This window comes from Streptomyces sp. NPDC043867 (assembly GCF_056435845.1).
On record NZ_JBWKDS010000004.1, the window covers coordinates 138,766 to 163,112 of the forward strand.

Annotated in this window: 21 protein-coding genes and 1 pseudogene; 12 read left to right on the forward strand and 10 right to left on the reverse strand. The window is 72.1% G+C overall.

What is annotated here, in order from left to right; all coding sequences use genetic code 11:
* Positions 1-272 precede the first annotated feature (272 nt).
* Positions 273-806, forward strand: coding sequence for a hypothetical protein (locus AC069T_RS05680; protein WP_478781503.1), 534 nt, complete (start codon positions 273-275; stop codon positions 804-806).
* 150 nt (positions 807-956) lie between these two features.
* Positions 957-1,433, forward strand: coding sequence for a large conductance mechanosensitive channel protein MscL (locus AC069T_RS05685; RefSeq protein WP_478781504.1), 477 nt, complete (start codon positions 957-959; stop codon positions 1,431-1,433).
* 106 nt (positions 1,434-1,539) lie between these two features.
* Here AC069T_RS05685 and AC069T_RS05690 read toward each other — a convergent pair whose 3' ends face one another.
* On the reverse strand, positions 1,540-1,719 hold the full coding sequence (locus AC069T_RS05690; RefSeq protein ID WP_478781505.1) for a hypothetical protein: 180 nt from the start codon (positions 1,717-1,719) through the stop codon (positions 1,540-1,542).
* A 124-nt stretch (positions 1,720-1,843) separates the two neighbouring features.
* Between AC069T_RS05690 and AC069T_RS05695 the strand changes: the two genes are divergently transcribed.
* From AC069T_RS05695 to AC069T_RS05715, 5 genes and pseudogenes are all read left to right on the forward strand, one after another.
* Complete coding sequence (locus tag AC069T_RS05695; protein WP_478781506.1) at positions 1,844-3,205, forward strand: low temperature requirement protein A; 1,362 nt, start codon at positions 1,844-1,846, stop codon at positions 3,203-3,205.
* On the forward strand, positions 3,202-4,230 hold the full coding sequence (locus tag AC069T_RS05700; protein ID WP_478781507.1) for a P1 family peptidase: 1,029 nt from the start codon (positions 3,202-3,204) through the stop codon (positions 4,228-4,230). The genes AC069T_RS05695 and AC069T_RS05700 overlap by 4 nt, the downstream gene beginning before the upstream one ends.
* A gap of 111 nt (positions 4,231-4,341) precedes the next feature.
* Positions 4,342-4,470 (forward strand): annotated as a pseudogene (locus tag AC069T_RS05705) (IS5/IS1182 family transposase); the annotation flags it as partial.
* Between the two features lie 131 nt (positions 4,471-4,601).
* Entirely contained in the window at positions 4,602-5,822 is a 1,221-nt protein-coding gene (locus AC069T_RS05710) for a L,D-transpeptidase (protein WP_478781508.1), read from the forward strand.
* A gap of 157 nt (positions 5,823-5,979) precedes the next feature.
* The gene (locus AC069T_RS05715; RefSeq protein ID WP_478781509.1) at positions 5,980-6,732 is read left to right on the forward strand and encodes a DUF6227 family protein; all 753 of its coding nucleotides are present in this window, start codon (positions 5,980-5,982) and stop codon (positions 6,730-6,732) included.
* 230 nt (positions 6,733-6,962) lie between these two features.
* On the opposite strand, the gene AC069T_RS05720 is transcribed toward AC069T_RS05715, so the two are convergent.
* The 5 genes from AC069T_RS05720 to AC069T_RS05740 form a co-directional block, all read right to left on the reverse strand.
* On the reverse strand, positions 6,963-7,220 hold the full coding sequence (locus tag AC069T_RS05720; RefSeq protein ID WP_478781510.1) for a hypothetical protein: 258 nt from the start codon (positions 7,218-7,220) through the stop codon (positions 6,963-6,965).
* 119 nt (positions 7,221-7,339) lie between these two features.
* A complete protein-coding gene (locus AC069T_RS05725) occupies positions 7,340-9,469 on the reverse strand; it encodes a PTS fructose transporter subunit IIABC (protein ID WP_478781511.1) in 2,130 nt (709 codons plus the stop codon).
* Between the two features lie 169 nt (positions 9,470-9,638).
* Complete coding sequence (pfkB, locus tag AC069T_RS05730; RefSeq protein WP_478781512.1) at positions 9,639-10,592, reverse strand: 1-phosphofructokinase; 954 nt, start codon at positions 10,590-10,592, stop codon at positions 9,639-9,641.
* Positions 10,593-10,604: 12 nt separating this feature from the next.
* A complete protein-coding gene (locus AC069T_RS05735) occupies positions 10,605-11,366 on the reverse strand; it encodes a DeoR/GlpR family DNA-binding transcription regulator (RefSeq protein WP_478781513.1) in 762 nt (253 codons plus the stop codon).
* A gap of 194 nt (positions 11,367-11,560) precedes the next feature.
* On the reverse strand, positions 11,561-13,081 hold the full coding sequence (locus AC069T_RS05740; protein WP_478781514.1) for an MFS transporter: 1,521 nt from the start codon (positions 13,079-13,081) through the stop codon (positions 11,561-11,563).
* A gap of 88 nt (positions 13,082-13,169) precedes the next feature.
* Between AC069T_RS05740 and AC069T_RS05745 the strand changes: the two genes are divergently transcribed.
* The gene (locus AC069T_RS05745) at positions 13,170-14,162 is read left to right on the forward strand and encodes a helix-turn-helix transcriptional regulator (RefSeq protein WP_478781515.1); all 993 of its coding nucleotides are present in this window, start codon (positions 13,170-13,172) and stop codon (positions 14,160-14,162) included.
* Positions 14,163-14,464: 302 nt separating this feature from the next.
* On the opposite strand, the gene AC069T_RS05750 is transcribed toward AC069T_RS05745, so the two are convergent.
* Positions 14,465-15,463 carry a sigma-70 family RNA polymerase sigma factor gene (locus tag AC069T_RS05750; RefSeq protein WP_478781516.1) on the reverse strand — a complete coding sequence of 333 codons (999 nt, stop codon included), beginning with the start codon at positions 15,461-15,463 and terminating at the stop codon, positions 14,465-14,467.
* Positions 15,464-15,632: 169 nt separating this feature from the next.
* Here AC069T_RS05750 and AC069T_RS05755 point away from each other — a divergent pair, with 169 nt between their 5' ends.
* On the forward strand, positions 15,633-16,151 hold the full coding sequence (locus tag AC069T_RS05755) for an N-acetyltransferase family protein (RefSeq protein ID WP_478781517.1): 519 nt from the start codon (positions 15,633-15,635) through the stop codon (positions 16,149-16,151).
* A gap of 100 nt (positions 16,152-16,251) precedes the next feature.
* Here AC069T_RS05755 and AC069T_RS05760 read toward each other — a convergent pair whose 3' ends face one another.
* Complete coding sequence (locus AC069T_RS05760) at positions 16,252-17,049, reverse strand: dioxygenase family protein (RefSeq protein ID WP_478781518.1); 798 nt, start codon at positions 17,047-17,049, stop codon at positions 16,252-16,254.
* A 155-nt stretch (positions 17,050-17,204) separates the two neighbouring features.
* On the opposite strand from AC069T_RS05760, the gene AC069T_RS05765 reads away from it, so the two are divergent.
* Positions 17,205-17,708, forward strand: a complete 504-nt coding sequence (locus AC069T_RS05765) for a MarR family winged helix-turn-helix transcriptional regulator (protein ID WP_478781519.1) — start codon at positions 17,205-17,207, stop codon at positions 17,706-17,708.
* Positions 17,709-17,914: 206 nt separating this feature from the next.
* Here AC069T_RS05765 and AC069T_RS05770 read toward each other — a convergent pair whose 3' ends face one another.
* Complete coding sequence (locus AC069T_RS05770; protein WP_478781520.1) at positions 17,915-19,462, reverse strand: MFS transporter; 1,548 nt, start codon at positions 19,460-19,462, stop codon at positions 17,915-17,917.
* A gap of 172 nt (positions 19,463-19,634) precedes the next feature.
* The gene (locus AC069T_RS05775) at positions 19,635-20,279 is read right to left on the reverse strand and encodes a TetR/AcrR family transcriptional regulator (protein ID WP_478781521.1); all 645 of its coding nucleotides are present in this window, start codon (positions 20,277-20,279) and stop codon (positions 19,635-19,637) included.
* A 630-nt stretch (positions 20,280-20,909) separates the two neighbouring features.
* On the opposite strand from AC069T_RS05775, the gene AC069T_RS05780 reads away from it, so the two are divergent.
* Together AC069T_RS05780 and AC069T_RS05785 are read left to right on the forward strand one after the other, a co-directional pair.
* Complete coding sequence (locus AC069T_RS05780) at positions 20,910-22,184, forward strand: M6 family metalloprotease domain-containing protein (protein ID WP_478781522.1); 1,275 nt, start codon at positions 20,910-20,912, stop codon at positions 22,182-22,184.
* Between the two features lie 115 nt (positions 22,185-22,299).
* Positions 22,300-24,315 carry an IclR family transcriptional regulator domain-containing protein gene (locus AC069T_RS05785; protein ID WP_478781523.1) on the forward strand — a complete coding sequence of 672 codons (2,016 nt, stop codon included), beginning with the start codon at positions 22,300-22,302 and terminating at the stop codon, positions 24,313-24,315.
* Positions 24,316-24,347: the final 32 nt, after the last annotated feature.

Consider the following 24,347-nt stretch of genomic DNA (forward strand, 5'->3'; position numbering starts at 1 on the left):
GTTCGGGTGTGGGACGTCTGCGGAACTGCTCGTTCGAGTGTGGGACGCCTGCGGAACTGCTCGTTCGAGTGTGGGACGCCTGCGGAACTGCTCGTTCGAGTGTGGGACGCCTGCGGAACTGCTCGTTCGAGTGTGGGACGTCTGCGGAACTGGTCGTTCGGGTGAGGGAGTTGTCCACAACCCGTCGGTAGTCCACGGGCTCCGGCGGGCTTCGCCGTGAGGCCTCATCGTGGGGATCGCAAGCCGATCCCTCGTGGCAGGTGGTGGCACCCATGGCACAGCTCTCCCCTCTCTCCCGTCCGTCGGGCACGGACACGCCTCCCCGGTGCGAGGTGCCGCTCTTCGCTCCCGTGCGTGTCCGCGGCGTCCGCTCGCGGGTACGGCGTCTGTTCCGGCACCGGAAGCGGGCCGTGGCCGCGGGCCTCGCGGTCACGGCCGTCGCGCTCGTGACGACCGGCCCCCATGACGCCGAGCGCCCCCGGGGGCATCCGACGGCGGCCTCCCCACCTGCGCCGGCGTCCGCTCCCTTACACGTGCGGCCCGTGACCGCGAGGGTCACGGCCCCGGTTCGGATCGCCGACGGGGCCACGGTGCGGCTGCTGCGCCCGGGCGACCGCGTCGACGTGGTCGCGGCGGACAGCGGCGGCCGGGCGCGGGTCGTGGCGGCCGGGGCGCGGGTCACCGAGGTGCCGGACGCCGAGGCCACCGAGGCCGGGGCACTGGTCGTCCTGTCGGTCCCGCGGGCCACGGCCACCCGGCTGGCCGGTGCCGGCACGACCGCACGGCTGGCGGTGACGCTGTGCTGACCGGCGAGAAGGCGTTCGGCGGAGCAGGGGTTCCGACCTGCGCCACCGCGCCAGGTCCCACGATCGAGCTACCGCACTGGACAGGCCCGGCGCACCCTGACGTAGGTTGCGGAGCTGTTTGTTCCACACCATGTGCAGAGGGGCCTCTCGGTGAGCGAGAAGAAGAAGCCTGGCGTTCTGGAGGGCTTCAAGGCCTTTCTGATGCGGGGGAACGTCATCGACCTGGCCGTCGCGGTGGTCATCGGCGCCGCCTTCACCAACGTCGTCAATTCAGTGGTGAAGGGGATCATCAACCCGCTGGTGGGCGCCTTCGGCACGAAGGACCTCGACAGGTACCACTCGTGCCTGAAGTCGCCCTGCGCGACGGCCAAGGACGGCTCGGTCACGAGCGGCATCCCCATCCTGTGGGGCACGGTGCTCAGCGCGACGCTCAGCTTCGTGATCACCGGAGCCGTCGTGTACTTCCTGATGGTCCTGCCCATGTCCAAGTACCTGGCCCGGCAGGAGGCCCGCCGGAAGGCGAGGGAGGACACGCACGAGGTCATGGAGGTGACCGAGCTGGAGGTGCTCAAGGAGATCCGCGACGCCCTGGTGGCACAGCGCGGCTCGGGCCACGACCAGAACTAGGACCGGGGACGGGAGCAGGGGCAGAACGGGAGGCAGCACCAGGACCAGGCCCTGGGCCGGGACCGGGGGCGGGACCGGCGGCGGGCCCGGAGCGCGGGGCGGCGGCTCAGATGTGGTGCGGTGGCTTCTCGTCGAGGAAGCGCTTCAGGTCGGCCGCGCTGTCGCCGCCACTGGGCCGCTCGCCCCACCCTCGGTCCGTGTCGTCCGAGGACTGCCGGTCCAGCGGATCGTCGAAGACCAGCGCGGCCTTGGGGTCGCGCGGCTCGGGTGCGGGGCGGGTACTCATGCCTCCAGAGTACGTGCCTCGGGCACGCGGGTCCCTGGGTCGCACGGCTCGGGACGGCGACGGCCCGAACGCTCGTGAACGCTTTCACAAGAATTTGCGGCGCGTTTCTGCTGTGCTTGGCCTCATGAACACCAGTACCGCTTCCGCATCCGGCCGGGCGGCACGACCGGCCGCCCACCGGCCGCTGCGCAGAATGACCGCCCGGGGCCGCGACGAGTCGCACCGGGTCGCGTCGCCCCTGGAGCTCTTCTTCGACCTGTGCTTCGTGGTGGCCATCGCCCAGGCCGGCATCCAGTTGGTCCACGCGGTGGCCGAGGGGCACGCGGGCGAAGGCCTCCTGAACTACGCGATGATCTTCTTCGCGATCTGGTGGGCCTGGATGAACTTCTCCTGGTTCGCCTCGGCGTACGACAACGACGACGTGCTCTACCGGGTCGTCACGCTGGTCCAGATCGCCGGTGTCCTGGTGCTCGCGGCCGGGGTGTCCAAGGCGTTCGACGACCACGACTTCCTGCTCGTCTGGCTCGGTTACGCGATCATGCGGGTCGCGATGACCACGCAGTGGCTGCGCGCTGCACGCTCGGCCCGGGGCCCCGAGAGAACCATGGCGCTGCGGTACGCGGCCGGTGTGCTGCTGTGCCAGGTCGGCTGGCTGGGGCTGCTGCTCCTGCCGGAGCCGGCCCGGCCCTGGGTGTTCCTGGTGATGGCGATCGCCGAACTGTGCGTCCCGCTGTACGCGGAGAGGGAAGTCAGCACGTCCTGGCATCCGCGCCACATCTCCGAGCGGTACGGCCTGTTCACCATCATCGTGCTCGGCGAGACGATCGCCGCGGCCACAATCGCCGTGAAGTCGGGCGTCGACGAGCACGAGGCCCTGGGTGAGCTGCTGCCGATCGCGGTGGGCGGACTGCTGGTGGTGTTCTCGGCGTGGTGGGTCTACTTCGTGGTGCCGATCCACGGCCATCTGCGGACCAGCGCCCAGGCGTTCGTGTGGGGATACGGCCACTACCTCATCTTCGCGTCCGCCGCCGCGATCGGTGCCGGTCTTGAGGTCGCCGTCGAGCAGGCGGTCGGCGAGGCGCACATCTCGACGCTGGCCGCGTCCGCGGCGGTGACGCTGCCCACGGCGCTGTTCCTCCTGACGGTGTGGGCGCTGCACGCCCGCTACTTCAAGGTGGGCATCGCCCAGCAACTCGTCCTGCCCGTCTCCGCGCTGCTCGTCATCATGTGCACGTTCCTCGGCCACTGGGCGGTGCTCGCGACGGGCATCGTGACGGCGCTGACAGTGGCGGTCGGGGTGGCACTGACGGCGCGGACGGCGGGCCGGGAAAGAACGACGGCCGAAGCGGAGCAGCGGGGAGCGGACACGTCGCGGGACACCGACGGAACGCCGGAAGGCACCGAAGGAACGCCGGAAGGCACCGAAGGAACTGCGAAGGGCACCGGAGGTGCGTCGAGGGGCACTGAAGGAAGACTGGGGGCATGACACTTGACGCTCTGACGGATGTCGCGGGTCTGCGGGTGGGTCACGCGACGCTCACCGGCGACGGAAGACTCACCGGCACCACGGTGGTACTTGCTCCGCCGGGGGGTGCGGTCGCGGCCGTGGACGTGCGCGGCGGCGGGCCCGGCACCAAGGAGACCGACGCCCTGGACCCGCGCAACCTGGTGCAGAAGGTCGAAGCGATCGTGCTGACCGGCGGCAGCGCGTACGGACTGGACTCCGCGTCGGGCGTGATGGCCTGGCTGGAGGAGCAGGGGCGCGGGGTGCGTGTCGGTCCCGACCCGGCGCACGTGGTGCCGGTCGTGCCCGCCGCCTGCGTCTTCGACCTGGGCCGCGGTGGCGACTTCGGGGCGCGGCCGGACGCGGCCACCGGGCGGGCCGCGGTGGAGGCCGCCGCGGCGAGCGGGCCGGGGGCCCCGGTGCGGGAGGGCTGCGTGGGCGCCGGGACGGGGGCGACGGTCGGGCCGGTCAAGGGCGGCGTCGGCACGGCGAGCACCGTGCTCGCCTCGGGCATCACGGTGGCCGCGCTGGTCGTGGCCAACGCGGCGGGTTCGGCCGTGGAGCCGGAGACGGGGGCGCTGTACGGGGAGTTGCTGACCGGACGTGTGGCGTACCCGCCGGCCGAGGTGCACGCGGCGGCCTCGCTGCGCCTGGCCGAGGCCGCCGCGAGGAACGCCCCTCCCCCGCTGAGCACGACCCTGGCCGTCGTGGCCACCGACGCCGAACTCACGCGCGCGCAGGCCCAGAAACTGGCGGGCACCGCGCATGACGGCATCGCGCGCGCCGTCCGGCCGGTGCATCTGCTCAACGACGGGGACACGGTCTTCGCACTGGCCACGGGAGAGAGGCCGCTCGCCACCGGGCAGCCCCTCGCGCTGAACGAGGTGCTGGCGGCGGGGGCGGACGTGGTGACGCGGGCGATCGTCCGTGCGGTGCGTGCGGCCGGCCCGGTGGACGGGCCGGGCGGGACGTGGCCGTCGTACGGGGAGCTCTACGGGGACCGGTAGCGGAGGCAGGTGGCGGGAGGCCCAGAATCACCAGCGCCGTCTGCCACACCTACACCGCCGCCGGCGTCCGCTGGTCCGGTGGCGGGGTGCCAACGGGGTGACCGGCGGCCCGCCCGCGCTCCTGTCGAACGAGGCGTCGCCCGCCGGAAGTCCTGACGGATCTTCCGCCGGAGCCGCTGCCGCCCGAACCGCATGACGGACATCGCCGCCGCGGTCCTCACCCTGGAGGGGCAACGCTGAAAAGGCTCATTGTCTTGGTTCTGTCACGTGATGGCCCCGAGCGCGGTCGGCGGGAACCCTTCGCGGCGTGCGGCGCTCTTTCTCCACGCAACGGAGCGGACCACCCACATCCCACGAACCTGGAGCAGCCCGTGACAACGCCCGACATATCGACGCGGCGCGCAGCGGGGGCCTGTGCCGCCCTGATGGTCGGCGCCCTCACCCTCACCGCCTGCGGTGGAAACGCCAACGCGGACAACAAGGACGGCAAGAACGGCGGGAGTTCGGCGAAATCGTCCACGGCGAGGATCGTCATCTCGGCCAAGGACGGTTCGACGAGCGCGTCGATCAACGCGACCGGGGTCAAGGTCAGCGACGGCAGGCTGACCGACGTGAAGATGACGGTGGCCGGGACCGGGACCGCGGTGCCCGGCTCGCTCTCCGGCAGCGGCAAGGCGTGGAAGCCGAAGGAACAGCTGGAGCGCGGGACGAAGTACCGGATCTCCGCGAAGGCGAAGGACGGCAACGGCCGTACGGCGGCGGCCAATTCCATTTTCACCACCGTCTCCACGGACAACAGCTTCATCGGCACGTACACGCCCGACAGCGGTGCCACGGTCGGGGCCGGCATGCCGGTCTCCTTCACCTTCGACAAGGCGATCAGCGACAAGAAGGCCGTGCAGTCGCACATCACGGTGCGGTCCACCAGCGGGCAGCGGGTCGTGGGGCACTGGTTCGGGGCGCAGCGGCTGGACTTCCGGCCGGAGGAGTACTGGAAGGCCGGCTCCAAGGTCACCATGAAGATCGACCTGGACGGCGTGGAGGGCGCGAACGGCGTCTACGGCGTGCAGGACAAGACCGTCACCTTCACGGTCGGCCGCTCGCAGGTCTCCACGGTGGACGTCGCGACGCAGAGGATGACGGTGGTGCGCGACGGCAAGACCCTCAAGACGATCCCGATCTCGTCGGGCAGCCCGCAGAACACCACGTACAACGGCCAGATGGTGATCTCCGAGAAGTTCCGGCAGACGCGGATGAACGGGGCGACGGTCGGTCACGGCGGGGAGTACGACATCGCGGACGTGCCGAACGCGATGCGGCTGACGACGTCGGGGACGTTCATCCACGGCAACTACTGGTACAACCGCGGCAATCCGCCCTTCGGCCGGCAGGGCACGAGTCACGGTTGTGTGGGTCTCGCGGACGAGCGGGGGGCGCAGGGCGACACGGTCGCCAAGTGGTTCTTCGACAACTCGCTCGTCGGGGACGTCGTGAAGGTCGTGAACTCCCCCGACAAGGCGGTCGCGCCGGACAACGGGCTCAACGGCTGGAACATGGCGTGGAGCGCGTGGACCGCCGGAAGTGCCGTCTGACGAGGGGGTTTTGACCCTTGTGGGGGCCGCGCGGGAACACCCCGCGCGGCCCGCGCGTTTTCCGTCCGCAGGTTTTCTCGGTTCGCGGACATGATGTCCGACCGAGGGGCTACGGTATGCACCCACAAGGTGACATGCAGCAACGCCGGGAGAAGCCTTGAGCGTTCCGTACGAGACAGCAGCGTACGAGCCAGCCGAGTCGCCCGAGTCTCCGGAGGAGCATCTCGCGCGACTGCTCGGCCGTGCTCTCAACTCCTTCGAGTTGCCGGACGAGGTGATACGGCAGCTCGACTGCGCCCTGGCGCACGACAGCTCGCTGCACTCCGCGCATCACAGCGCGGGGCTGCACCGAGAGACGTACCGGCACACGTGGCTGCTCGCCGACGGCTCGGCGGTCACCCTGTGGGAGCTGGTCCACAACCCCACCCCGGGCAGTGAGGCCCAGCACGAGGTGTACGCGGACGAGGAGGAGCTGCGGGCGGCGACGTCCCGGTTACCGCTGCCGGCGGACGCGCCGGACTTCGAACTGCCGGTGCTGGTGCAGCTGTCACCGGTTCTCGATCCGGGCCACGCGTACGTCCCCGACGACTCGGCGGATCACGCACGCCGCCTCCTGCGGCGCGCGGAGAACGCGGACGGGCCGGACGCCGACCTGACCGGGCTGCTGCTGCGCGAGGCCTGCGCGCACCAGATCATCCAGGCTTTCGGGCGCCCCGGCCGCGCGGGCCGGACGCCTGGGCTGTGCTTCTCGCTCTACGAGCACGCGTTCCTGTTGCGCGACGGGCGCGAGATCTCCCTCTGGGAGGTCGAGCACACGGCGACGCCGGACCGGCGGCACATGTGCGAGGTGTACGCGACGGAGGCCGCGGCCCGGGAGGCGATGGAGCGCCGCGCGGCCCGTCTCGGCTGACGCCGACCACACCGGCTCACCCCGCCGACGGGCACCAGCACGGCCGGCCGGCCTCACCGACGCGCACTGTCACGAGCGGCCCCCCTCACCGACGCGCACCATCCCCACCGGCCCGCCTCGCCGACGGACACCGCCCCGACCGGCCGACCCGCTGGCGCGCACCACCCCACCGACCCGCCCCGCCCGACGCGCACCCTCACCACCGGCCCGCCCCGACGAGACGGGCACCCTCAAGACCGGGTGTCGCTGAACTGCCGTGCCAGGCAGGCGAACGCGGCGCGCTCCTGCGGGGTCAGTTCCACGGAGTCCGTGTCCGGGCCGGTCTGCCGCTGGCAGGGCACCGCACCGAGTGTGCTGCCCGGATGCCGCGCCGCCGCCCCGGGACGGCTCCGGCGCAGCAGGCGCACGAGGCCGACGACCCAGATGACGGTCGTCAGGGCGAGGACGCTCGCGCCGGTCAGCTGAAGGATCGACACATGCTCAGGCATGCGTTCCAGTAGACATCACGGTCCGGGACTCTGGTCCCGGACCGTGACGCATCTCGCAGATGCGGTGAACGGCTCACGGCCGCCCTTAAGGGGCACGTGCGCGGCCCCGGTTCGGCGGCTCAGGCCGCGACCGGCTCCTTGATGCCGGTCCCGGCCTGGGCGGCGGCGTCGGTCGCCTCCGCTCCCCTGCCCCCGGGTGTCTGCCTGCGCAGGCCCTTGAGGACGACCACGACGGCGGTGGTGACGCACACGCCGGCGGCGATGGCGACGAGGTAGAGGAACGGGTTGCCGATCAGCGGGACGACGAAGATGCCGCCGTGCGGGGCGCGCAGCGTGGCGCCGAAGGCCATCGACAGGGCACCGGTGACCGCACCTCCCGCCATCGAGGCCGGGATGACGCGCAGCGGGTCCGCCGCGGCGAAGGGGATGGCGCCCTCGGAGATGAAGGAGGCACCGAGCACCCAGGCCGCCTTGCCGTTCTCCCGCTCGGTCGGCGTGAACAGCTTGCCGCGCACGGTCGTCGCCAGTGCCATCGCCAGCGGCGGGACCATGCCGGCCGCCATCACCGCGGCCATGATCTTCATGGCGGAGCCGCCGGGGCTCGCGACCGCGATACCGGCGGTGGCGAAGGTGTACGCGACCTTGTTGACGGGGCCGCCGAGGTCGAAGCACATCATCAGGCCGAGGAGTGCGCCGAGCAGGACGGCGTTGGTGCCGGTGAGCCCGTTCAGCCAGTCGGTCATGCCCTTCTGGGCCGAGGCGATGGGTTTGCCGATCACGACGAACATCAGGAACCCGACGATCGCCGAGGAGATCAGCGGGATCACCACCACCGGCATGATGCCGCGCAGCGCCGCGGGGATCCGCACCCGCTGGATGCCGATCACCACGCCACCGGCGATGAGGCCGGCGGCCAGACCGCCGAGGAAGCCCGCGTTGATGGTGAGCGAGATCGCGCCGCCGACGAAGCCGGGGACGAGTCCGGGCCGGTCCGCCATGCCGTACGCGATGTAGCCGGCCAGCACCGGGACGAGGAAGCCGAAGGCCACGCCGCCGATCTGGAAGAACAGCGCGCCCCAGCTGTCCGCCTGCATCCACATGAAGTGGTCCATGACGGAGGGCGCCTTGTTGACCTTGTAGCCGCCGATCGCGAACCCGAGGGCGATCAGCAGACCGCCCGCGGCGACGAACGGCACCATGTAACTCACGCCGCTCATCAGCCACTTGCGCAGCCTGGTGCCGTAGCCCTCGCCGGAATCGCCGGCGCGGTCCACCGGCGTGCCGGGTGCGGAGCCCGCGGTGACCTCGCCGCGCTCGGCCTTGCCGCGGACCTCGGAGATCAGCTCGGCGGGCCGGTTGATGCCCGCCTTCACGCCGACGTCGACGGTCGGTTTCCCGGCGAACCGGTCCTTGTCGCGTACGGGCACGTCGTGCGCGAAGATCACGCCGTCCGCCGCCGCGACGACCGCCGGGTCGAGCCGGGTGAAGCCGGCCGAGCCCTGGGTCTCGACGGTGATCTCGACGTCGCCCGCCGCGCGTCCCGCGTTCTCCAGCGACTCGGCCGCCATGTAGGTGTGCGCGATGCCCGTGGGGCAGGAGGTGACGGCGACGATCCGGAACGGCCGCGCCTCCTCGGTCCGTCCGGGGCCCTCGCCGCGGGGGGCGCCCGGTGCCGGGGCGGGTCCGTCCTGGACGGTCGCACCCGGCACCGGGGCCGGACCGCCCGCGGCGGCGTCGGCGGAGGCCGCCGCGTTCGACGCCGCCGCGGAGTCGTCGGGGACGGTGGTGGCGGGGGTGGCCGCCGCGGCCTCGTCCCCGCCGACGAGCGCGGCCGCGGCCCCGGCGTCGGTGGCGGCGCGCAGCGCGGACGTGAACTCCTCGTTCATCAGCCGGCGGGCCAGCGAGGACAGGATCGAGAGGTGGGCGTCGTCCGCGCCCGCCGGGGCGGCGATCAGGAAGATCAGGTCGGCGGGCCCGTCCGGGGCGCCGAAGTCGATCCCCGCGGTGCTGCGCCCGAAGGCCAGCGTCGGCTCGGTGACGTGCACGCTCCGGCAGTGCGGGATGCCGATGCCGCCGTCGAGGCCGGTCGGCATCTGCGCCTCACGGGCCGCCACGTCGGCGAGGAAACCGTCTAGGTCGGTGACCCGGCCCAGGGTCACCATGCGCTCGGCGAGGGCGCGTGCCGCCGCCTCTTTGGTATCGGCGGACAGGTCGAGGTCGACCAGGTCCGCGGTGATCATCTCGCTCATCGCGGGCTCCTTCGCACGCGTATCGCCCGTGGGGAACGCCGGGCGGGGGTGGGGACAGGGGTGCCGCCCTCGGGGAGGAGGGCGGGGCAGGCGGGGGCGGCTGCGGCGGGGAGGGGGAGGCCCCGCCGCGTCAGTGCCTGCCCTGAGGGGGTGGTTGCGGGAGCGGGCGTCATGACACCGGCTCCGTCAGTACGCGGTCCACGGGGACCTCCGTCGTGACGGTCACGGCGGAGGGGTCGAGGTCGGCCGGGCCCGGCATGACGCTGCCGGGCAGCCGCACGGCGGCGGCGCCGTGGGCGACGGCGGAGGCGAGGGCGTCGGGTCCGCTGCCGCCGGCGATCAGGAAGCCGGCCAGCGAGGAGTCACCGGCGCCCACGTTGCTGCGTACGGCGTCGACGTGCGCGCTGCCGAACCAGGCACCCGACGCGTCCACGAGCAGTTGCCCGTCCGCGCCGAGGCTGGCCAGGACGGCACCGGCGCCCAGCTCGCGCAGTTCCTCGGCGGCCTTGACCGCGTCGCCGACGGTGGCCAGCGGGCGCCCGACGGCCTCCGCGAGCTCCTCGGCGTTCGGTTTCACGACGTCGGGCCGCTCGCGCAGCGCCGCGAGCAGCGCCGGTCCCGAGGTGTCCAGCGCGATGCGGGCGCCCGCCGCGTGGGCGCGGGCGACGAGGTCGGCGTACCAGGAAGGGCCCAGTCCGCGCGGGAGGCTGCCGCAGCAGGTGATCCAGTCCGTCTCGCCGGGGCGGTACTGCTCGCGGACGGTGTCCAGGAGCGATTCGGCCTCGGCGGGCGAGAGTTCGGGTCCGGGTGCGTTGATCTTCGTGAGGGTGCCGTCGGGTTCGGCGACCGAGATGTTGGAGCGGGTCGCGCCGGCCACCGGGACGGGCGCGACGTCGATGCCCTGGGCGTCGAGCAGGTGGGCGACGAGGGCGCCGGGTGCTCCGCCAAGGGGCAGCACGGCCACCGTTCGCCGCCCGGCCGCGGCCACCGCCCGCGACACGTTGACCCCCTTGCCGCCCGGGTCCATCCGCTCGCCGGTGGCCCGGATGACCTCACCGCGGTCCAGGGACGGGACCTCGTACGTACGGTCGAGGGAGGGGTTGGGGGTGACGGTGAGGATCATGCTCGCTCGCTTCTAGACACACTGCACTTCGGTGCCGCCGCGCTCGATGGCGACGACGTCTTCCGGGCTCAGCCCGCTGTCGGTGATCAGCAGGTCCACGTCGCCGAGGTCACCGAAGCGCGCGAAGTGCTCCTGGCCGTGCTTGGAGGAGTCGGCGAGCAGCACCACCCGGCGCGCGGCGCGGACGGCCGCGCGCTTGACGGCGGCCTCGGCGAGGTCGGGAGTGGTGAGTCCGTGCTCGGGCGAGAAGCCGTTGGCCGCGATGAACACGACGTCGGCGCGGATCTCGCCGTACGCCCGCAGCGCCCAGGCGTCGACGGCGGCACGGGTCCGGTGCCGCACGCGGCCTCCGACGAGGTGGAGCTGGATGCCGGGGTGGTCCGCGAGGCGGGCCGCGATCGGCAGGCTGTGCGTGACGGCGGTGAGCGTCGACTCCAGCGGGAGGCTGCCGGCGAGCCGGGCGACCGTGCTGCCCGCGTCGAGGATCATCGTGCCCTCGCCCGGCAGTTCGGCCAGCGCCGCGCGGGCGATGCGGTCCTTCTCGTCGGCGGCGGTGGACTCGCGTTCGGCGAGGTCGGGCTCGAAGTCGAGGCGGCCCGCCGGGATCGCGCCGCCGTGCACCCGGCGCAGCAGTCCCGCGCGGTCGAGGGCCTTGAGGTCCCGGCGGATGGTCTCCGCGGTGACCTGGAACTCCTCGGCCAGCGACGGGACGTCGACCCGGCCGCCGTCACGGGCGAGCCGGAGGATCTCCTGCTGCCGCTCCGGTGCATACATGTCCGTTCGCCTCCGCCTGATGCCCGAACTTGTTGTTCCTGAGGGGAGGCTACGACCGGTTTCCGAGAATGTAAACAGGTTCGGGCTTCATTCGGGCATGAACGGACTCGCGGCGGTGTGGGCCTGCGCGGGTCCGGGCACGAGAAGGGGCCCGGCACCTGAGGTGCCGGGCCCCTTCTCCGTTCATCCGTGGCTCACGGAACGAGCACCGGCTCCTGCTCCGTCCAGGCCGCGCCGGCCGTATCGGCAGCCCCCTCCACATGCTGCGCGGGCCGCTTGGGCAGGGCGAACATCAGCAGGAAGATGGCGCCCATCACCGCGGCGACCCAGACCAGCGCGTGCTGGAAGCCGTTCACGAACGCCGGCCCCACCTCCGCCGGGGCCAGCCGGTCGCTCATCGTGCCGAAGAAGACCACGGACACCAGCCCGAGACCGAGCGCGTTGCCCATCTGCTGCACGGTGTTGATGAGCCCGGACGCCGACCCTGCGTGCTCGCGCGGGACCTCCGACAGCACCGCGTCCGTCAGCGGGGCCACGATGAAGCCCATCCCCGCACCCATCACCACCAGCGGCAGCGCCATCTGCCAGGAGGCGATGGAGGCGCCGTACCGTTCGGACTCCCAGATGTAGAGCAGCACGCCGAGCCCCATGATCAGCGCGCCGCCCTGGAGCACCTTGCGTCCGAAGCGCGGGACCAGCAGCTGCACCGACATCCCGGCCGCCGCCGACACCGCGATGGAGAACGGCACCCCGGTCAGACCCGCCCGCAGCGCGCTCCAGCCCAGCCCGACCTGCATGTACAGCGTCCACACCAGGAAGAAGATGCCGAGGGCCACCCCGAAGACGGTCTGCACGGCGATGCCCGCGGCGAAGCTCTTCACCTTGAACAGCGACAGCTCGACCAGCGGCGAACCGTCCCGCTGCGCCTTGCGCCTCTCGTACGCCACCAGCGCCGCGAAGACACCGAACGCGCCCGCCATCGAGACGTAGCCCCACAGCGGCCAGCCCAGCTCGCGGCCCCGGGTGAGCGGGTAGAGGAGCATCAGCAGGCCCAGCGTGACCAGGGCCACGCCGACCAGGTCGAGCCGCAGCGCCCGCGGGGCCTTGGACTCGGTGATGAACTTGCGGCCCAGGATCAGCCCGGCCACGCCCACCGGCAGGTTGATGAGGAAGATCGGCCGCCACTCCAGACCGAACAGGTTCCACTCCGTGAGCAGCGCGCCGAGAATCGGACCGGACACGGCGCCCAGGCCCACGACCGCACCGAAGAGCCCGAACACCTTGCCCCGCTCGTGCGCCGGGAAGGTCGCATGGACGATCGACAGCACCTGCGGCACCATCAGCGCGGCCATCGCGCCCTGCAGGATCCGCGAGGCGACGAGCATCTCCGGGTTCGCGGCGAAGCCGCACAGCGCGGAGGCCAGCGTGAAGCCGCCGACGCCGAGGAGGAAGATCCGCTTGCGCCCGTGGATGTCACCGAGCCGCCCCCCGGTGATGAGCCCCGCGGCGAAGGCCAGCGCGTAGCCCGCGGTGATCCACTGGATCTGGCTGAACGTCGCGCCCTCGTCCCGCTGGATCGACGGGATCGCGATGTTGACGATCGTCACGTCGACCAGGTCCATGAAGGCCGCGGTCATCACGATCGCGAGGGCGAACCAGCGCCGCCGGTCGGCTCCGGGAGCCGGACTGCTGAGAGGGGTCTCGGTGGAGGTCATGCGACAAAGCTATGACCCCACTAGGTCAGATCGTGTCCTAGATCTGCGCCAGTCTGGAGGACATGACGACCCGGACCGAGGAGACACCATGACGACCGACACCCCGGCGCGGCTCCTCCAGCTCCTCTCGCTCCTCCAGACGCCGCGTGAGTGGCCGGGCGGCGAACTGTCCGACCGGCTCGGGGTGTCCCGTCGTACCGTCCGCCGCGACATCGACCGGCTCCGCGAGCTGGGCTATCCCGTGCAGGCGAGCAAGGGAGCCGACGGCGGGTACCGGCTGGTCGCGGGGAAGGCGATGCCGCCCCTCGTGCTCGACGACGAGGAGGCCGTCGCCATCGCGGTGGGTCTGCGGGCCGGCGCCGGGCACGCCGTCGAGGGCGTGGAGGAGGCCTCCGTACGCGCCCTGGCCAAGCTGGAACAGGTGCTGCCGTCGCGGCTGCGGCACCGCGTGTCCGTCCTCCAGACGGCCACCATGCCGCTGACCAGCGGGGACGGCGCCACCATCGCGCCCGAGACGCTGACCGTGATGGCCTCGACGGTGGCGGGCCGCGAGCGGCTGCGGTTCGCGTACCGCTCCGGGGACGGGACTCCCTCACGGCGCCTGACCGAGCCGTACCGGCTCGTCTCGACCGGGCGCCGCTGGTATCTCGTCGCCTACGACCTCGACCGCGAGGACTGGCGCACCTTCCGCGTCGACCGGGTCGCCGAGCCTCTCGCGACGGGGGCGCGGTTCACCCCGCGCGAGCTGCCGACGGGGAGCGCGGCGGAGTACCTGCGGCAGTCCATGTACCGGCGGCAGGAGACGTACGCGTTCGAGGTGACCTTCGCCGCGCCCGCCGAGTTCGTCGCCGCGCGGCTGCCGGCCTGGCTGGGCGCGCCCGAGCCGATCGACGACCGCAGCTGCCGGCTGCGCGCCCGCGCCGGCGACTCCGTGGAGTGGCTGGCGGTGCGGCTCGCGATGGTCGACTGCGAGTTCACGGTGCGGGAACCGGCGGAGCTGGTCGGATACCTGCGGGACCTGGGCGGACGCCTGACGCGCGCGGCGGGCGGCGCCCAGGGCGACACCCTCGCCGCACCCTGACCCCGTGGCCGGAGCGGTCACCCTCGCCGCACCCTGACCGCACAAGAGAGCCGAGCCCCGGCGCCAGGGGGGGGAGGCGCCGGAGCTCGGCCCGGGCGAGTCCCGGCGCCGGGGGGGAGTGCGTCGGGACTCGGCTTGTGGGTGGTGGACGAACCGCCGGGCCATACGCTCCGCGGCTCGGGCCCCGGGAGACCCGGGCCGCGAGACCCGGGCCCGATGTCCGGGCCCTGAGGTCTTGTGCCCCGCCTTCGGCCTTTTGAAGCGGCCTTACCAGGCCATGTACGCCGGACGGGTGTGCGCCGTCACGCGGCTGCGTCGAAACCGGTGTCACGCGCCAGCTTCTTCAGCTCCATCAGGGCGTGCTTCTCGATCTGCCTGATCCGCTCGCGGGTCAGGCCGTGCTCCTTGCCGACCTCGGTGAGCGTGCGCTCCCGGCCGTCCTCGATGCCGTAGCGCATCTTGATGATGGAGGCCGTGCGCTGGTCGAGACGGCCGATCAGGTCGTCCAGCTCCTCGCTGCGCAGCAGGGTGAGGACGGACTGCTCCGGCGAGACCGCCGAGGTGTCCTCGAGCAGGTCGCCGAACTGGGTCTCGCCCGCGTCGTCCACCGCCATGTTCAGCGAGACCGGGTCGCGGGCCCAGTCGAGGACGTCGATGACGCGCTCCGGGTTCGAACCAAGCTCGGCGGCGATCTCGGTGGGCTCCGGGTCGCGGCCGTGCTCGCGGTTGAACTCGCGCTGCACGCGGCGGATGCGGCCCAGCTCCTCGACCAGGTGGACCGGCAGCCGGATCGTGCGCGACTGGTCCGCGATCGAGCGCGTGATCGCCTGGCGGATCCACCAGGTGGCGTACGTCGAGAACTTGAAGCCCTTGCGGTAGTCGAACTTCTCGACGGCGCGGACCAGGCCCGCGTTGCCCTCCTGGATCAGGTCGAGCAGGGGGAGGCCGCTGCGCGGATAGCGGCGGGCCACGGCGACGACCAGCCGCAGATTCGAGCGGATGAAGACGTCCTTGGCCCGCTCGGCGTCGGCGACCAGCGCCTCCAACTCCTCACGGGTCGCGTCCGCACCGGCGTCGTCGACCTCTCCCTGGAGGATCTGCTGTGCGAACACGCCCGCCTCGATGACCTGGGACAGCTCGACTTCCTTGGCGGCGTCGAGCAGAGGCGTGCGCGCGATCTCGTCGAGATACATGCCGACCAGGTCGCGATCGGCGATCTCGCCGCCTACGGCGCGCACACTGCTTGCCGCGTCGGTCTCGCCGGTGGCGGACTTACGACGGGCGACGGCACGGGTTGCCATGCGTGCTCCCTTGCGGTGGTGGGCTGGCGGTCGTCCTGGACACTCGATTCACCCTCCCGGGTGCCCTGCATCCGATGGAAACAACGACTGGAATCCGGACAGAATTCCCAAGCGGCCCCTGGATTTTCGTGATCATGCAGTACCCTGTGCCGCCACAGGGGGAGGCCGGATGGGGTCGGAACACGCAGACGTGCAGGTCAGGCCAGGGGTCGAGCGGGACCTCGAAGCCCTCACGGACCTCTACAACCACTACGTACGCGAAACCCCGATCACCTTCGACACCGTCCCGTTCACTGCGGAGGAGCGCCGCCCCTGGCTGCTCTCCCACCCGGTAGACGGCCCGCACCGCCTGATGGTTGCCACAGCCGCCGACTCACAGCGGATTCTGGGATACGCCACGTCCAGCCCCTTCCGCCCCAAGCCCGCGTACGCCACGTCGGTGGAGGTGACCGTCTACCTCGCCCCCGGCGTGGGCGGCCGCGGTATCGGCACTCTTCTCTACCAGACGCTGTTCGAGTCCCTCGCCGGCGAGGATGTACACCGCGCGTTCGCGGGCGTCGCCCAGCCCAACGAAGCGTCCGTGCGGCTGCACGAACGCTTCGGGTTCCGGCACGTCGGCACGTACCGGGAGGTGGGCCGCAAGTTCGGCCGCTACTGGGACGTGGCCTGGTACGAGAAGGAGCTCTGACTCCGAGCCGGACCGGCCGTTCCGGCGCCCCGCCCCCCGGTCAGCCGATCTGGGCCCCGGCCAGCCGATCTTCGCCTCGGCCAGCCGATCTTCGCGCCGGTCAGCCGATCTGCACCGACCGCTTGGCGAGTCCCAGCCAGAAACCGTCGATCACCGTGCGCTGCGAGTCCAGCTCCTCGTGGGCCGCGCCCAGGGTGACGAACAGAGGTGCGAAGTGCTCGGTGCGGGGGTGCGCCAGCCGGCCCGCCGGGGCCTTGTTCTCGAAGTCGAGCAGGGCGTCCAGGTCCTGCGCGTCGAGGGCACGGCGTCCCCAGTCGTCGAACTCGGTCATCACCGAGGACACCCGGCCCTGCGGACTGAGCGCCCGCAGGTTGTGCGTGAAGAACCCGGAGCCCACGATCAGCACGCCCTCGTCGCGCAGCGGCGCCAGCTTGCGGCCGACCTCCAGCAGCACGACCGGGTCAAGCGTCGGCATGGAGATCTGGAGCACCGGGATGTCGGCGCCGGGGAACATCTCCACCAGCGGCACGTACGCGCCGTGGTCCAGGCCGCGGTCGGGGATGTCCTGGACCGGCATGCCGGGGGCGCGCAGCAGCTTGCGCACGGACTCGGCGAGCTGGGGGGCGCCCGGGGCCGCGTACCGCACCCGGTAGTAGTGCTCGGGGAAGCCCCAGAAGTCGTGGACCAGCGGTACCGTCTCCACCGCACCGAGGGCGAGCGGGGCCTCCTCCCAGTGGGCGGAGACCATCAGGATCGCCTTCGGGCGCGGCAGTCCCGCGGACCAGGCGGCGAGCTGGCCGGGCCAGACGGGGTCGTCGGCGAGCGGCGGTGCGCCGTGGCTCAGGTAGAGGGCGGGCATGCGCTCACGCGTGACGCGCTCCTCGGCGGTGGCGGACATGACGGCGGCTCCCTCACTGACGACCCTCGAACTCGGATACCGATGACCCGTGCACGCGGCTGCCTGCATCCCGGATACTTGAACTCTAAAGCTCTACTCCGAGCGTACTGCCCACTTGTTTAAGTTTCAAGAAGCGTGCTCGTACAGTGGAGTACATGAACACGGCACCCGCTGAAGAGCCACGCTGGCTCAGCGACGAGGAACAGCGCATATGGCGCGCCTACATGCACGCCACGACCCTGCTCGAGGACCATCTCGACCGTCAGTTGCAGCGTGACGCGGGCATGCCTCACATCTACTACGGCCTGCTCGTGCAGCTCGCGGAGGCCCCGCGCGGACAGCTTCGGATGACCGAGCTGGCCAGGAACGCGAAGATCACCCGCTCCCGTCTCTCGCACGCCGTCGCGCGGCTGGAGAAGAGCGGCTGGGTGCGGCGCGAGGACTGTCCCTCCGACAAGCGGGGACAGTTCGCGGTGCTGACGGACGAGGGCCGCGAGGTGCTGCGGCGCACGGCCCCCGGCCATGTCGCCGCCGTCCGCCAGGCCCTCTTCGACCGGCTCACCCCGGAGCAGCAGAAGTCCCTCGGCGAGATCATGCGGATCCTCGCCGAGGGGCTGCAACCGCAGGACGCGGGCGCGGACCTGCCCTGGCTGCGGTAGGGCACCGGTCCGCGTCCGCCCCCCGGGTTACGGTTTCCCGGACGCGAGTCCGCTCCACGGTTCCGGACGCGGGTCCGCCCCGGTTCCGCTGAGCTCGGAACCGGGGCGGACCCTGGGACTCGTACGGGCGAGGCGTCCCCACCCCCCGCCCGCACGCGAGGCACCGTCGGTCCCCCGGGCGTCTGGGCTCCCGGGGGTACGGGGTGTCAGTGGGCGATGACCGGGACCTTGAGCTCGTCCTCGACGCCCTCGCCCGTTCCGTCGCCGGACAACGCCGTGGTGTCGGGGCGGCCGGTGGTGATGAAGGTGACGGCCACCGCCGCGGCGACCACGAGGATGCCGACGGCGAACCAGATCGCGCTGGTGTAGCCGTGCACCTGGCCCTGGAGCCGGACCAGCTGCTGCTGGGACTGCGTGGTGGCACCCGCGAGGTGGTCCTTGATGTACGTGGTCGTCGCGGAGGCGGCGATCGTGTTCAGCAGGGCCGTACCGATCGCGCCGCCCACCTGCTGCGAGGTGTTGACCATCGCGGACGCGACACCGGCGTCACGCGGCTCGACACCGTGCGTGGACAGCGACATGGCGGGCATGAACGCCGTACCCATGCCGAGGCCGAGCAGCACCATCGCCGGCAGGATCGTGCTGGCGTAGGAGGAGCCGATCTCGAGCCGGGTCAGCAGCAGCATGCCGAGCGCGGCGACCAGGAAGCCGGGGCCCATCAGCAGGCGCGGCGCGACCCGGGTCATCAGGCGGGTGCCGATCTGCGTGGAGCCCACCATCATGCCGCCGATCATCGGCAGGAAGGCGAAGCCGGTCCTGACCGGCGAGTAGCCCTTCACGATCTGCAGGTAGTACGTCAGGAAGAGGAACAGGCCGAACATCGCGATGATCGCGAGACCGAGCGAGAGGTAGACGCCTCCGCGGTTGCGCTCCGTGATGACGCGCAGCGGCAGCAGCGGGGCCTTGACCCTGGACTCGGTGACGACGAACGCGGCGAGCAGCACCACCGAGGCCACGAACAGGCCGACGGTCACGGAGTCGCCCCAGCCGTCGGACTCGGCGCGGGTGAAGGCGTAGACGAGCGTGACCAGACCGAGGACGGAGAGGATGACGCCCGGGATGTCGAGCGGCGAGCGGTTGCGGCCGCCGGCCGGCTCACGGATGACGTAGTACGCGCCCGCGGCGGCGATGATCGCGAACGGGATGTTCACGAAGAACGTCCAGCGCCAGTCCAGGTACTCGGTGAGGACACCGCCGAGGATGAAACCCACGGCGCCGCCGCCGCCGGCGATCGCACCGTAGATTCCGAACGCCTTGGCGCGCTCCTTGGGCTCGGTGAACATCACCGCGAGCAGGGAGAGCGCGGCGGGCGCGAGCAGTGCGCCGAACGCACCCTGCAGGGCGCGGGCGCCGAGCATCATCGCCTCGTTCGTGGCGGCGCCGCCGAGGGCGGACGCGCCGGCGAAGCCGATCAGGCCGGCGACGAAGGTGCGCTTGCGCCCCCACAGGTCGGCGATGCGGCCGCCGAAGAGCAGCAGACCGCCGAAGGCCAGCGCGTAGGCCGTGATGACCCACTGCCGGTTGCCGTCCGATATCCCCAGGTCCTGCTGGGCGGAGGGCAGCGCGATGTTCACGATGGTCGCGTCGAGGACGACCATCAGCTGGGCGAGCGCGATGAAGCTGAGCGCCTTCCAGCGGTTGGAATGAGCGTCGGCCAGATCCGCCTTGGCGGTGGCCCGGACTGTTTCAGACATGGGGGTACCCATTTCGGTACTTCGCAGCGGAAAAAGGATCAGAAGTCGGAGGAAAGGAGACAGGTCGTCGACGGTGACGGCCTGGGCGTGATCAGGAGAGTCGGCACGTCGTCGGTGACCGGCCGGAAGACTCGTACGGGTAGGGACCGGCGCCGGGCGCCGGACTCATCGGTCAGGCTCGTCGCAGGTCCTCCACGGTCGCGGCCACCCCGGGCAGTACGGAACGGGCCGGGGCCCGCATACCGTCCAGGAACAGCTGCAGATGGCGGTGCACGAACCGGTCGATCCCCTGGCACGCGGTGCCGGGCAACGGCCGGGTGAGCTGGGTCAGGGCGATCATCAGGTCGCCGAACTCGACGTCCGGGCGCAGCCGGCCGGCAGCGCGGGCGCGCTCCATGAGCAGCTCGACCAGTTCCGTGAAGCGGTCCCGGGCGGCGAGGAGGTCCGGGTGGTCCTGGTCGAAGCCTGCGGAGAGCATCGGGCACAGGGCGCCGATGCGCTCGTCGGCGGCGGCGTGCACGAAGCGGCTCAGTGCCTCGAACGCGTCACCGCCCTCGGCGAGGGCCCGCTCGATCTGTTCCGACGTGCGGTCCATGACCGAGCAGACGACCTCCCGCACGAGTGCGTCGCGGTCGGGGAAGTTGCGGTACACCGTGGCGTTGCCGACGCCGGCCCGGCGGGCGATCTCGTCGAACGGCACGTCCGGGCCGAACTCGACGAACATCTCGCGGGCCGCGCCGACGATCCGCTCCCTGTTGCGCAGGGCATCGGCGCGCGGCCGGGACGCTCGGCGCTGCGTGGGGGTGGCGGTCTCCACGGCGTACTCCTTCGGTGGGTCGGATGCGGTCGGATACTCCGGACGGGTTCCGGAGGCCGCGGTCCGAAGCGGGTTCCGGGAGTGGTGCGGTCCGAAACAACTTCGGGGCGTACGTTCCTGCTTCCGGAAAAGCTCCGGAGGCCGTGCGGTCCGTCGCGACGGGGCGCCGTCACGGTGCGGGTACCCGGTGCGGCGGCATTCCGTCGCGGTCCGGTGGTTCTGCGGTCCTGCGGTCCGGTGCGGCGAAGATCCGTCGCGGTCCGGTGGTCCTGCGGTCCCGGTGCGGCGGATTCCGTCGCGGTCCGGTGGGTCTGCGGTACTGCGGTCCTGCGGTCCGGTGCGGCGGGGTTCCGTCGCGGTCCGGGCGGTCCGTCGCGGCGGGTTCCGTCGCGGCCGGGCCGGTCCGAGGTAGATCCGGGGGCCCTTTCCCCGTTTCGGTCGGACACAGGGCTAAACGGGGAAAGGATCCCCGGTTATTTCCCCGACCGCATGTGACCTGCGTCACATCATCCTGGGGCGGGAAACCCACGTTCGGTCTCTTCCAGCGAGCGCCCCCGCACCCCCCGTCCGAGGGTGAGGGCAAGGGTGCAGCCGGAGACCGGCGGCTGCCGGGGAGCGAAGGGCCGATGCATGCAGCCGACCAGCCGTCGGATACGCCCGCGCCGTGCGGCCGCCTTCGCGTCGGTGACCGTCCTCACGCTGGCGGTCAGCACCTCCGCCGGCACCGGGCACCGAACGGCGGGCCCGACGGCGTCGGGCTCCATCGCGCTGGCCCGCTCCACGGCGCTCGGTCCCTGCATGATCAGCGGCGCCGTCGGCGTCCAGATGTCGGAAGGCATACCCACCCCGCCCGGCTACGCCCGCTCCACCGGCACCGTGCGGGCCCTCAACCTGATGGTCGACTTCTCCGACGCGCCCGGCCAGGGCAACGCGCTCGACCGCCTGGCGGAGTTCTTCCCCAAGACCCGCGACTGGTTCCGCACGAGTTCGTACGGCCGCCTCGACTACCGCCCGGAAGCCCCCCTCCGGGACTGGCTGCGGATGCCGAGATCCTTCAAGGAGTACGGCATAGAACGCGGCGCCCCCTTCGAGCCCGGCTACCGCGGCCTGGTCCAGGACATCGTGGCCGCCGCCGACCCCAAGGTGGACTTCCGCTCGTACGACATCCTGAACGTGCTGGTCACCCCGAACGCGGGCCCCTCCGCCCTGGACACCGTCCTGTCGGTGACCTTCGCGGGCAACGCGGAGGCCCCCGTCGCCGACGGCGTCCCGGTCGCCAACGCGTCCTTCGTCTACAGCCGCCAGGACGACGGCTCCGGCTCCTACGGCGACACCGGCTACCGCGTCCTGCCGCACGAGAACGGCCACACGTTCGGCCTGCCCGACCTCTACACCCAGGACGGCGGCGGCGCGGTCGGCCACTGGGACATCATGAGCGAGGACTGGGGCGCCGACAACGACCTGCTCGGCTGGCACAAGTGGAAGCTCGGATGGCTCGACGAGTCCCAGGTCCGCTGCGCCGCCACACCCGGCACCAGCGAGTACCTGCTGACGCCGCTCGCCAAGCCCGACGGCACCAAGCTCGTCTTCGTCCCCCTCGGCACGAAGACCGGGTACGCGTTGGAACTGCGCACCCGCGCGGGCAACGACGACACCGTCTGCCGCCCCGGCATCCTCATCTACAAGGTCGACGCCGACGTGGACACCGGCAACGGACCCGTCAACGTCCTGGACTCCCAGCGCGACAGCGGCGGCTGCACCCGCAGCCCCAATGTCCACGCCGAACTCTCCGACGCGCCCTTCACGCCCGGCGAGTCCTTCCAGGACCCGAAGACGGGCGTCCGCGTCACGGTCGCCGGGGCGGACCTGGCGGGGAACTACCGGGTCTATGTGACACGCCGGTGACGACATCGGAGGGTCCGGTGCCCTTGACCTGCTGGGCCGGTCGGGTGTCCGGATCTGCTGGGGCGGGCGGTCACGCATTACGGTGTCTCATCCGAGATCCGTTACGGAGAGCCCCATGCCATCGAACGTCTCGCCGGCACTCGACACCCCCGTACCCGACGAGGCCGTCGCCCCCCTGATGCGCGGCATCGCCGTACTGCGGCGGCTGACCGATGCCGACGGGGTGTCCAGCCTCAGCGGCCTGGAACGGGCCACCGGGCTCGCACGGTCCACCGTCGACCGGATCACCGCCACGCTCGCGCGCATGGGGTACGTACGCCTGGACGGCCGTGACGCCGTCCTCGCGCCCCGCCTCATGGAACTCGGCAACGCCTACCTCGCCGCGCTGCGCCTGCCCCGGCTCCTCGCCGCGCACGCCGACGCGCTCGCCGACGAACTGGACGAGTCGGTGTCACTCGCCGTCGGCGACCTCGACGGCATCCGGTTCATCCACCAGGCCACTCGCCGGCGCGCGATGTCCCTCAGCTTCCGCATCGGCGACCTGCTCCCGGCGGAGCGCACCGCGCCGGGGCCGCTGTTCGCCACCGAGTGGGGGCCCGCGGAGTGGGCGCACTGGCACGCCCGCCGCGACGCCGACCCGGAGGACCGGGGCTTCCCGGCGGTACCGGCCAGGAGCCGCCCGATCGACTATGCCGAGTTCGACGATGCCGGGGAGAACGACGAGTCGAGGGGCGGGCGGGACGGCGAGCAGGACGGTGAGGGGGCGGACCGGCCGCACGGAGGCGGGGCGGGGCAGCCGGACGGTGATCCGGCGGGGCAGCGGGAGGGCCGGTCGTACGGTGCCGCGTCAGTGGGTGGTGGCGCGCCGGTGGACGGTGCCGCGCCGGTGGACGGTGCCGCGCCGGTGGACGGTGCCGCGCCGGTGGACGGTGCCGCGCCGGTGGACGGTGCCGCGCCGGTGGGCGGTGCCGCGCCGGTGGGCGGTGCCGCGCCGGTGGGCGGTGCCGCGTCGGTGGGTGGTGCCGCCGACGCGCCTCGGCGCCACCCTGCCCTCGGGGACGACTTCGAGCGGCGTACGGCCGAGGCCCGGGAGACGGGCTGGGCGCTCGACGACCAGCTCATCGAGCAGGGGCTGGTCGCCCTCTCGGTACCGGTGCGCGACCCGGGTTCCGGCCGCATCGCCTGCGTCGTCAGCGTGGTCAGCCACACCAGCCGGCACACCGCCGCGGACCTGCGGGACACACTGCTGCCCCGGCTGCGGACGGCCGTGGCGGGGATGGAGGAGGAGCTGCGGCGGACACCCCCGGCCGAGCCGGCCGGCCGCTCGGGTCTCGCCGGGTGGACGGGCGCGTCCAAGCAGGAACTGGGCCGCGAGTTCATCGAGTCGCTGGCCCGCGGTCTGACGGTGTTCACGGCGTTCGACGAGGGCCGCGCCGAACTGACCCTGTCCGAGGTCGCGCAGGCCACGGGGCTCCCCCGGGCCACGGCCCGCCGCGCCCTGATCACCCTGGAGCACCTCGGCTACGTCACCGCCCGCGACCACGTCTTCGGGCTGACCCCCCGCGTCCTGGGCCTCGGCTTCCCGCCGCTGTCCCGGCTGACCCTCCCCCAGATCGCCACCCCGTACCTCACCACGCTCTCCCAGCAACTCCAGGACTCGGCGTCGCTGGCGATCCTGGCGGGCGACGACATCCAGTACACGGCGCGGGTCGCCACGCGCCGCGTGATGAGCGTCCACGTCACGGTCGGCACCCGGCTGCCGGCGTACGCGACCTCGCTGGGCCGGGTGATGCTGGCGGACCTCCCGGACCCGCGGCTGCCGGATCCGGCCCCGCTGACCCCTCGTACGATCACCGACCCCGGGCAGCTGCGAGCGGCCCTGGACCGGGTACGCGCGGAGGGGTACGCCCTGGTCGACGAGGAACTGGAAGAGGGCCTGCGCTCCATCGCCGTACCGGTGCGGGACGGCGCCGGCCGGGTCGTGGCGGCGGTGAACGTCGCCATGCACAGCAGCCGCCGTACGGTGGAGCAGTGCGTGACGGAGGTCCTGCCCGAACTGCACGCGGCGGCGACGCGGATCGAGACGGATCTGCGGGTGGCGGGGAGGTTCCGGCGGGTGCCTGGGGGGTGAGGGGCGGGTGCCTGGCGGGTGAGGGGCGGGTG

What these genes read in the sequence shown, in the direction of transcription:
- AC069T_RS05700 (WP_478781507.1), top strand. Translation starts at nt 3,202, where the DNA reads ATGACACTTGACGCTCTGACGGATGTCGCGGGTCTGCGGGTGGGTCAC.
- AC069T_RS05735 (WP_478781513.1), bottom strand. Translation starts at nt 11,366, where the DNA reads ATGTATGCACCGGAGCGGCAGCAGGAGATCCTCCGGCTCGCCCGTGAC.
- AC069T_RS05725 (WP_478781511.1), bottom strand. Translation starts at nt 9,469, where the DNA reads ATGAGCGAGATGATCACCGCGGACCTGGTCGACCTCGACCTGTCCGCC.
- AC069T_RS05760 (WP_478781518.1), bottom strand. Translation starts at nt 17,049, where the DNA reads ATGTCCGCCACCGCCGAGGAGCGCGTCACGCGTGAGCGCATGCCCGCC.
- AC069T_RS05680 (WP_478781503.1), top strand. Translation starts at nt 273, where the DNA reads ATGGCACAGCTCTCCCCTCTCTCCCGTCCGTCGGGCACGGACACGCCT.
- AC069T_RS05755 (WP_478781517.1), top strand. Translation starts at nt 15,633, where the DNA reads ATGGGGTCGGAACACGCAGACGTGCAGGTCAGGCCAGGGGTCGAGCGG.
- AC069T_RS05745 (WP_478781515.1), top strand. Translation starts at nt 13,170, where the DNA reads ATGACGACCGACACCCCGGCGCGGCTCCTCCAGCTCCTCTCGCTCCTC.
- AC069T_RS05780 (WP_478781522.1), top strand. Translation starts at nt 20,910, where the DNA reads ATGCAGCCGACCAGCCGTCGGATACGCCCGCGCCGTGCGGCCGCCTTC.
- pfkB (WP_478781512.1), bottom strand. Translation starts at nt 10,592, where the DNA reads ATGATCCTCACCGTCACCCCCAACCCCTCCCTCGACCGTACGTACGAG.
- AC069T_RS05785 (WP_478781523.1), top strand. Translation starts at nt 22,300, where the DNA reads ATGCCATCGAACGTCTCGCCGGCACTCGACACCCCCGTACCCGACGAG.
- AC069T_RS05765 (WP_478781519.1), top strand. Translation starts at nt 17,205, where the DNA reads ATGAACACGGCACCCGCTGAAGAGCCACGCTGGCTCAGCGACGAGGAA.
- AC069T_RS05695 (WP_478781506.1), top strand. Translation starts at nt 1,844, where the DNA reads ATGAACACCAGTACCGCTTCCGCATCCGGCCGGGCGGCACGACCGGCC.
- AC069T_RS05690 (WP_478781505.1), bottom strand. Translation starts at nt 1,719, where the DNA reads ATGAGTACCCGCCCCGCACCCGAGCCGCGCGACCCCAAGGCCGCGCTG.
- AC069T_RS05720 (WP_478781510.1), bottom strand. Translation starts at nt 7,220, where the DNA reads ATGCCTGAGCATGTGTCGATCCTTCAGCTGACCGGCGCGAGCGTCCTC.
- AC069T_RS05750 (WP_478781516.1), bottom strand. Translation starts at nt 15,463, where the DNA reads ATGGCAACCCGTGCCGTCGCCCGTCGTAAGTCCGCCACCGGCGAGACC.
- AC069T_RS05770 (WP_478781520.1), bottom strand. Translation starts at nt 19,462, where the DNA reads ATGTCTGAAACAGTCCGGGCCACCGCCAAGGCGGATCTGGCCGACGCT.
- AC069T_RS05740 (WP_478781514.1), bottom strand. Translation starts at nt 13,081, where the DNA reads ATGACCTCCACCGAGACCCCTCTCAGCAGTCCGGCTCCCGGAGCCGAC.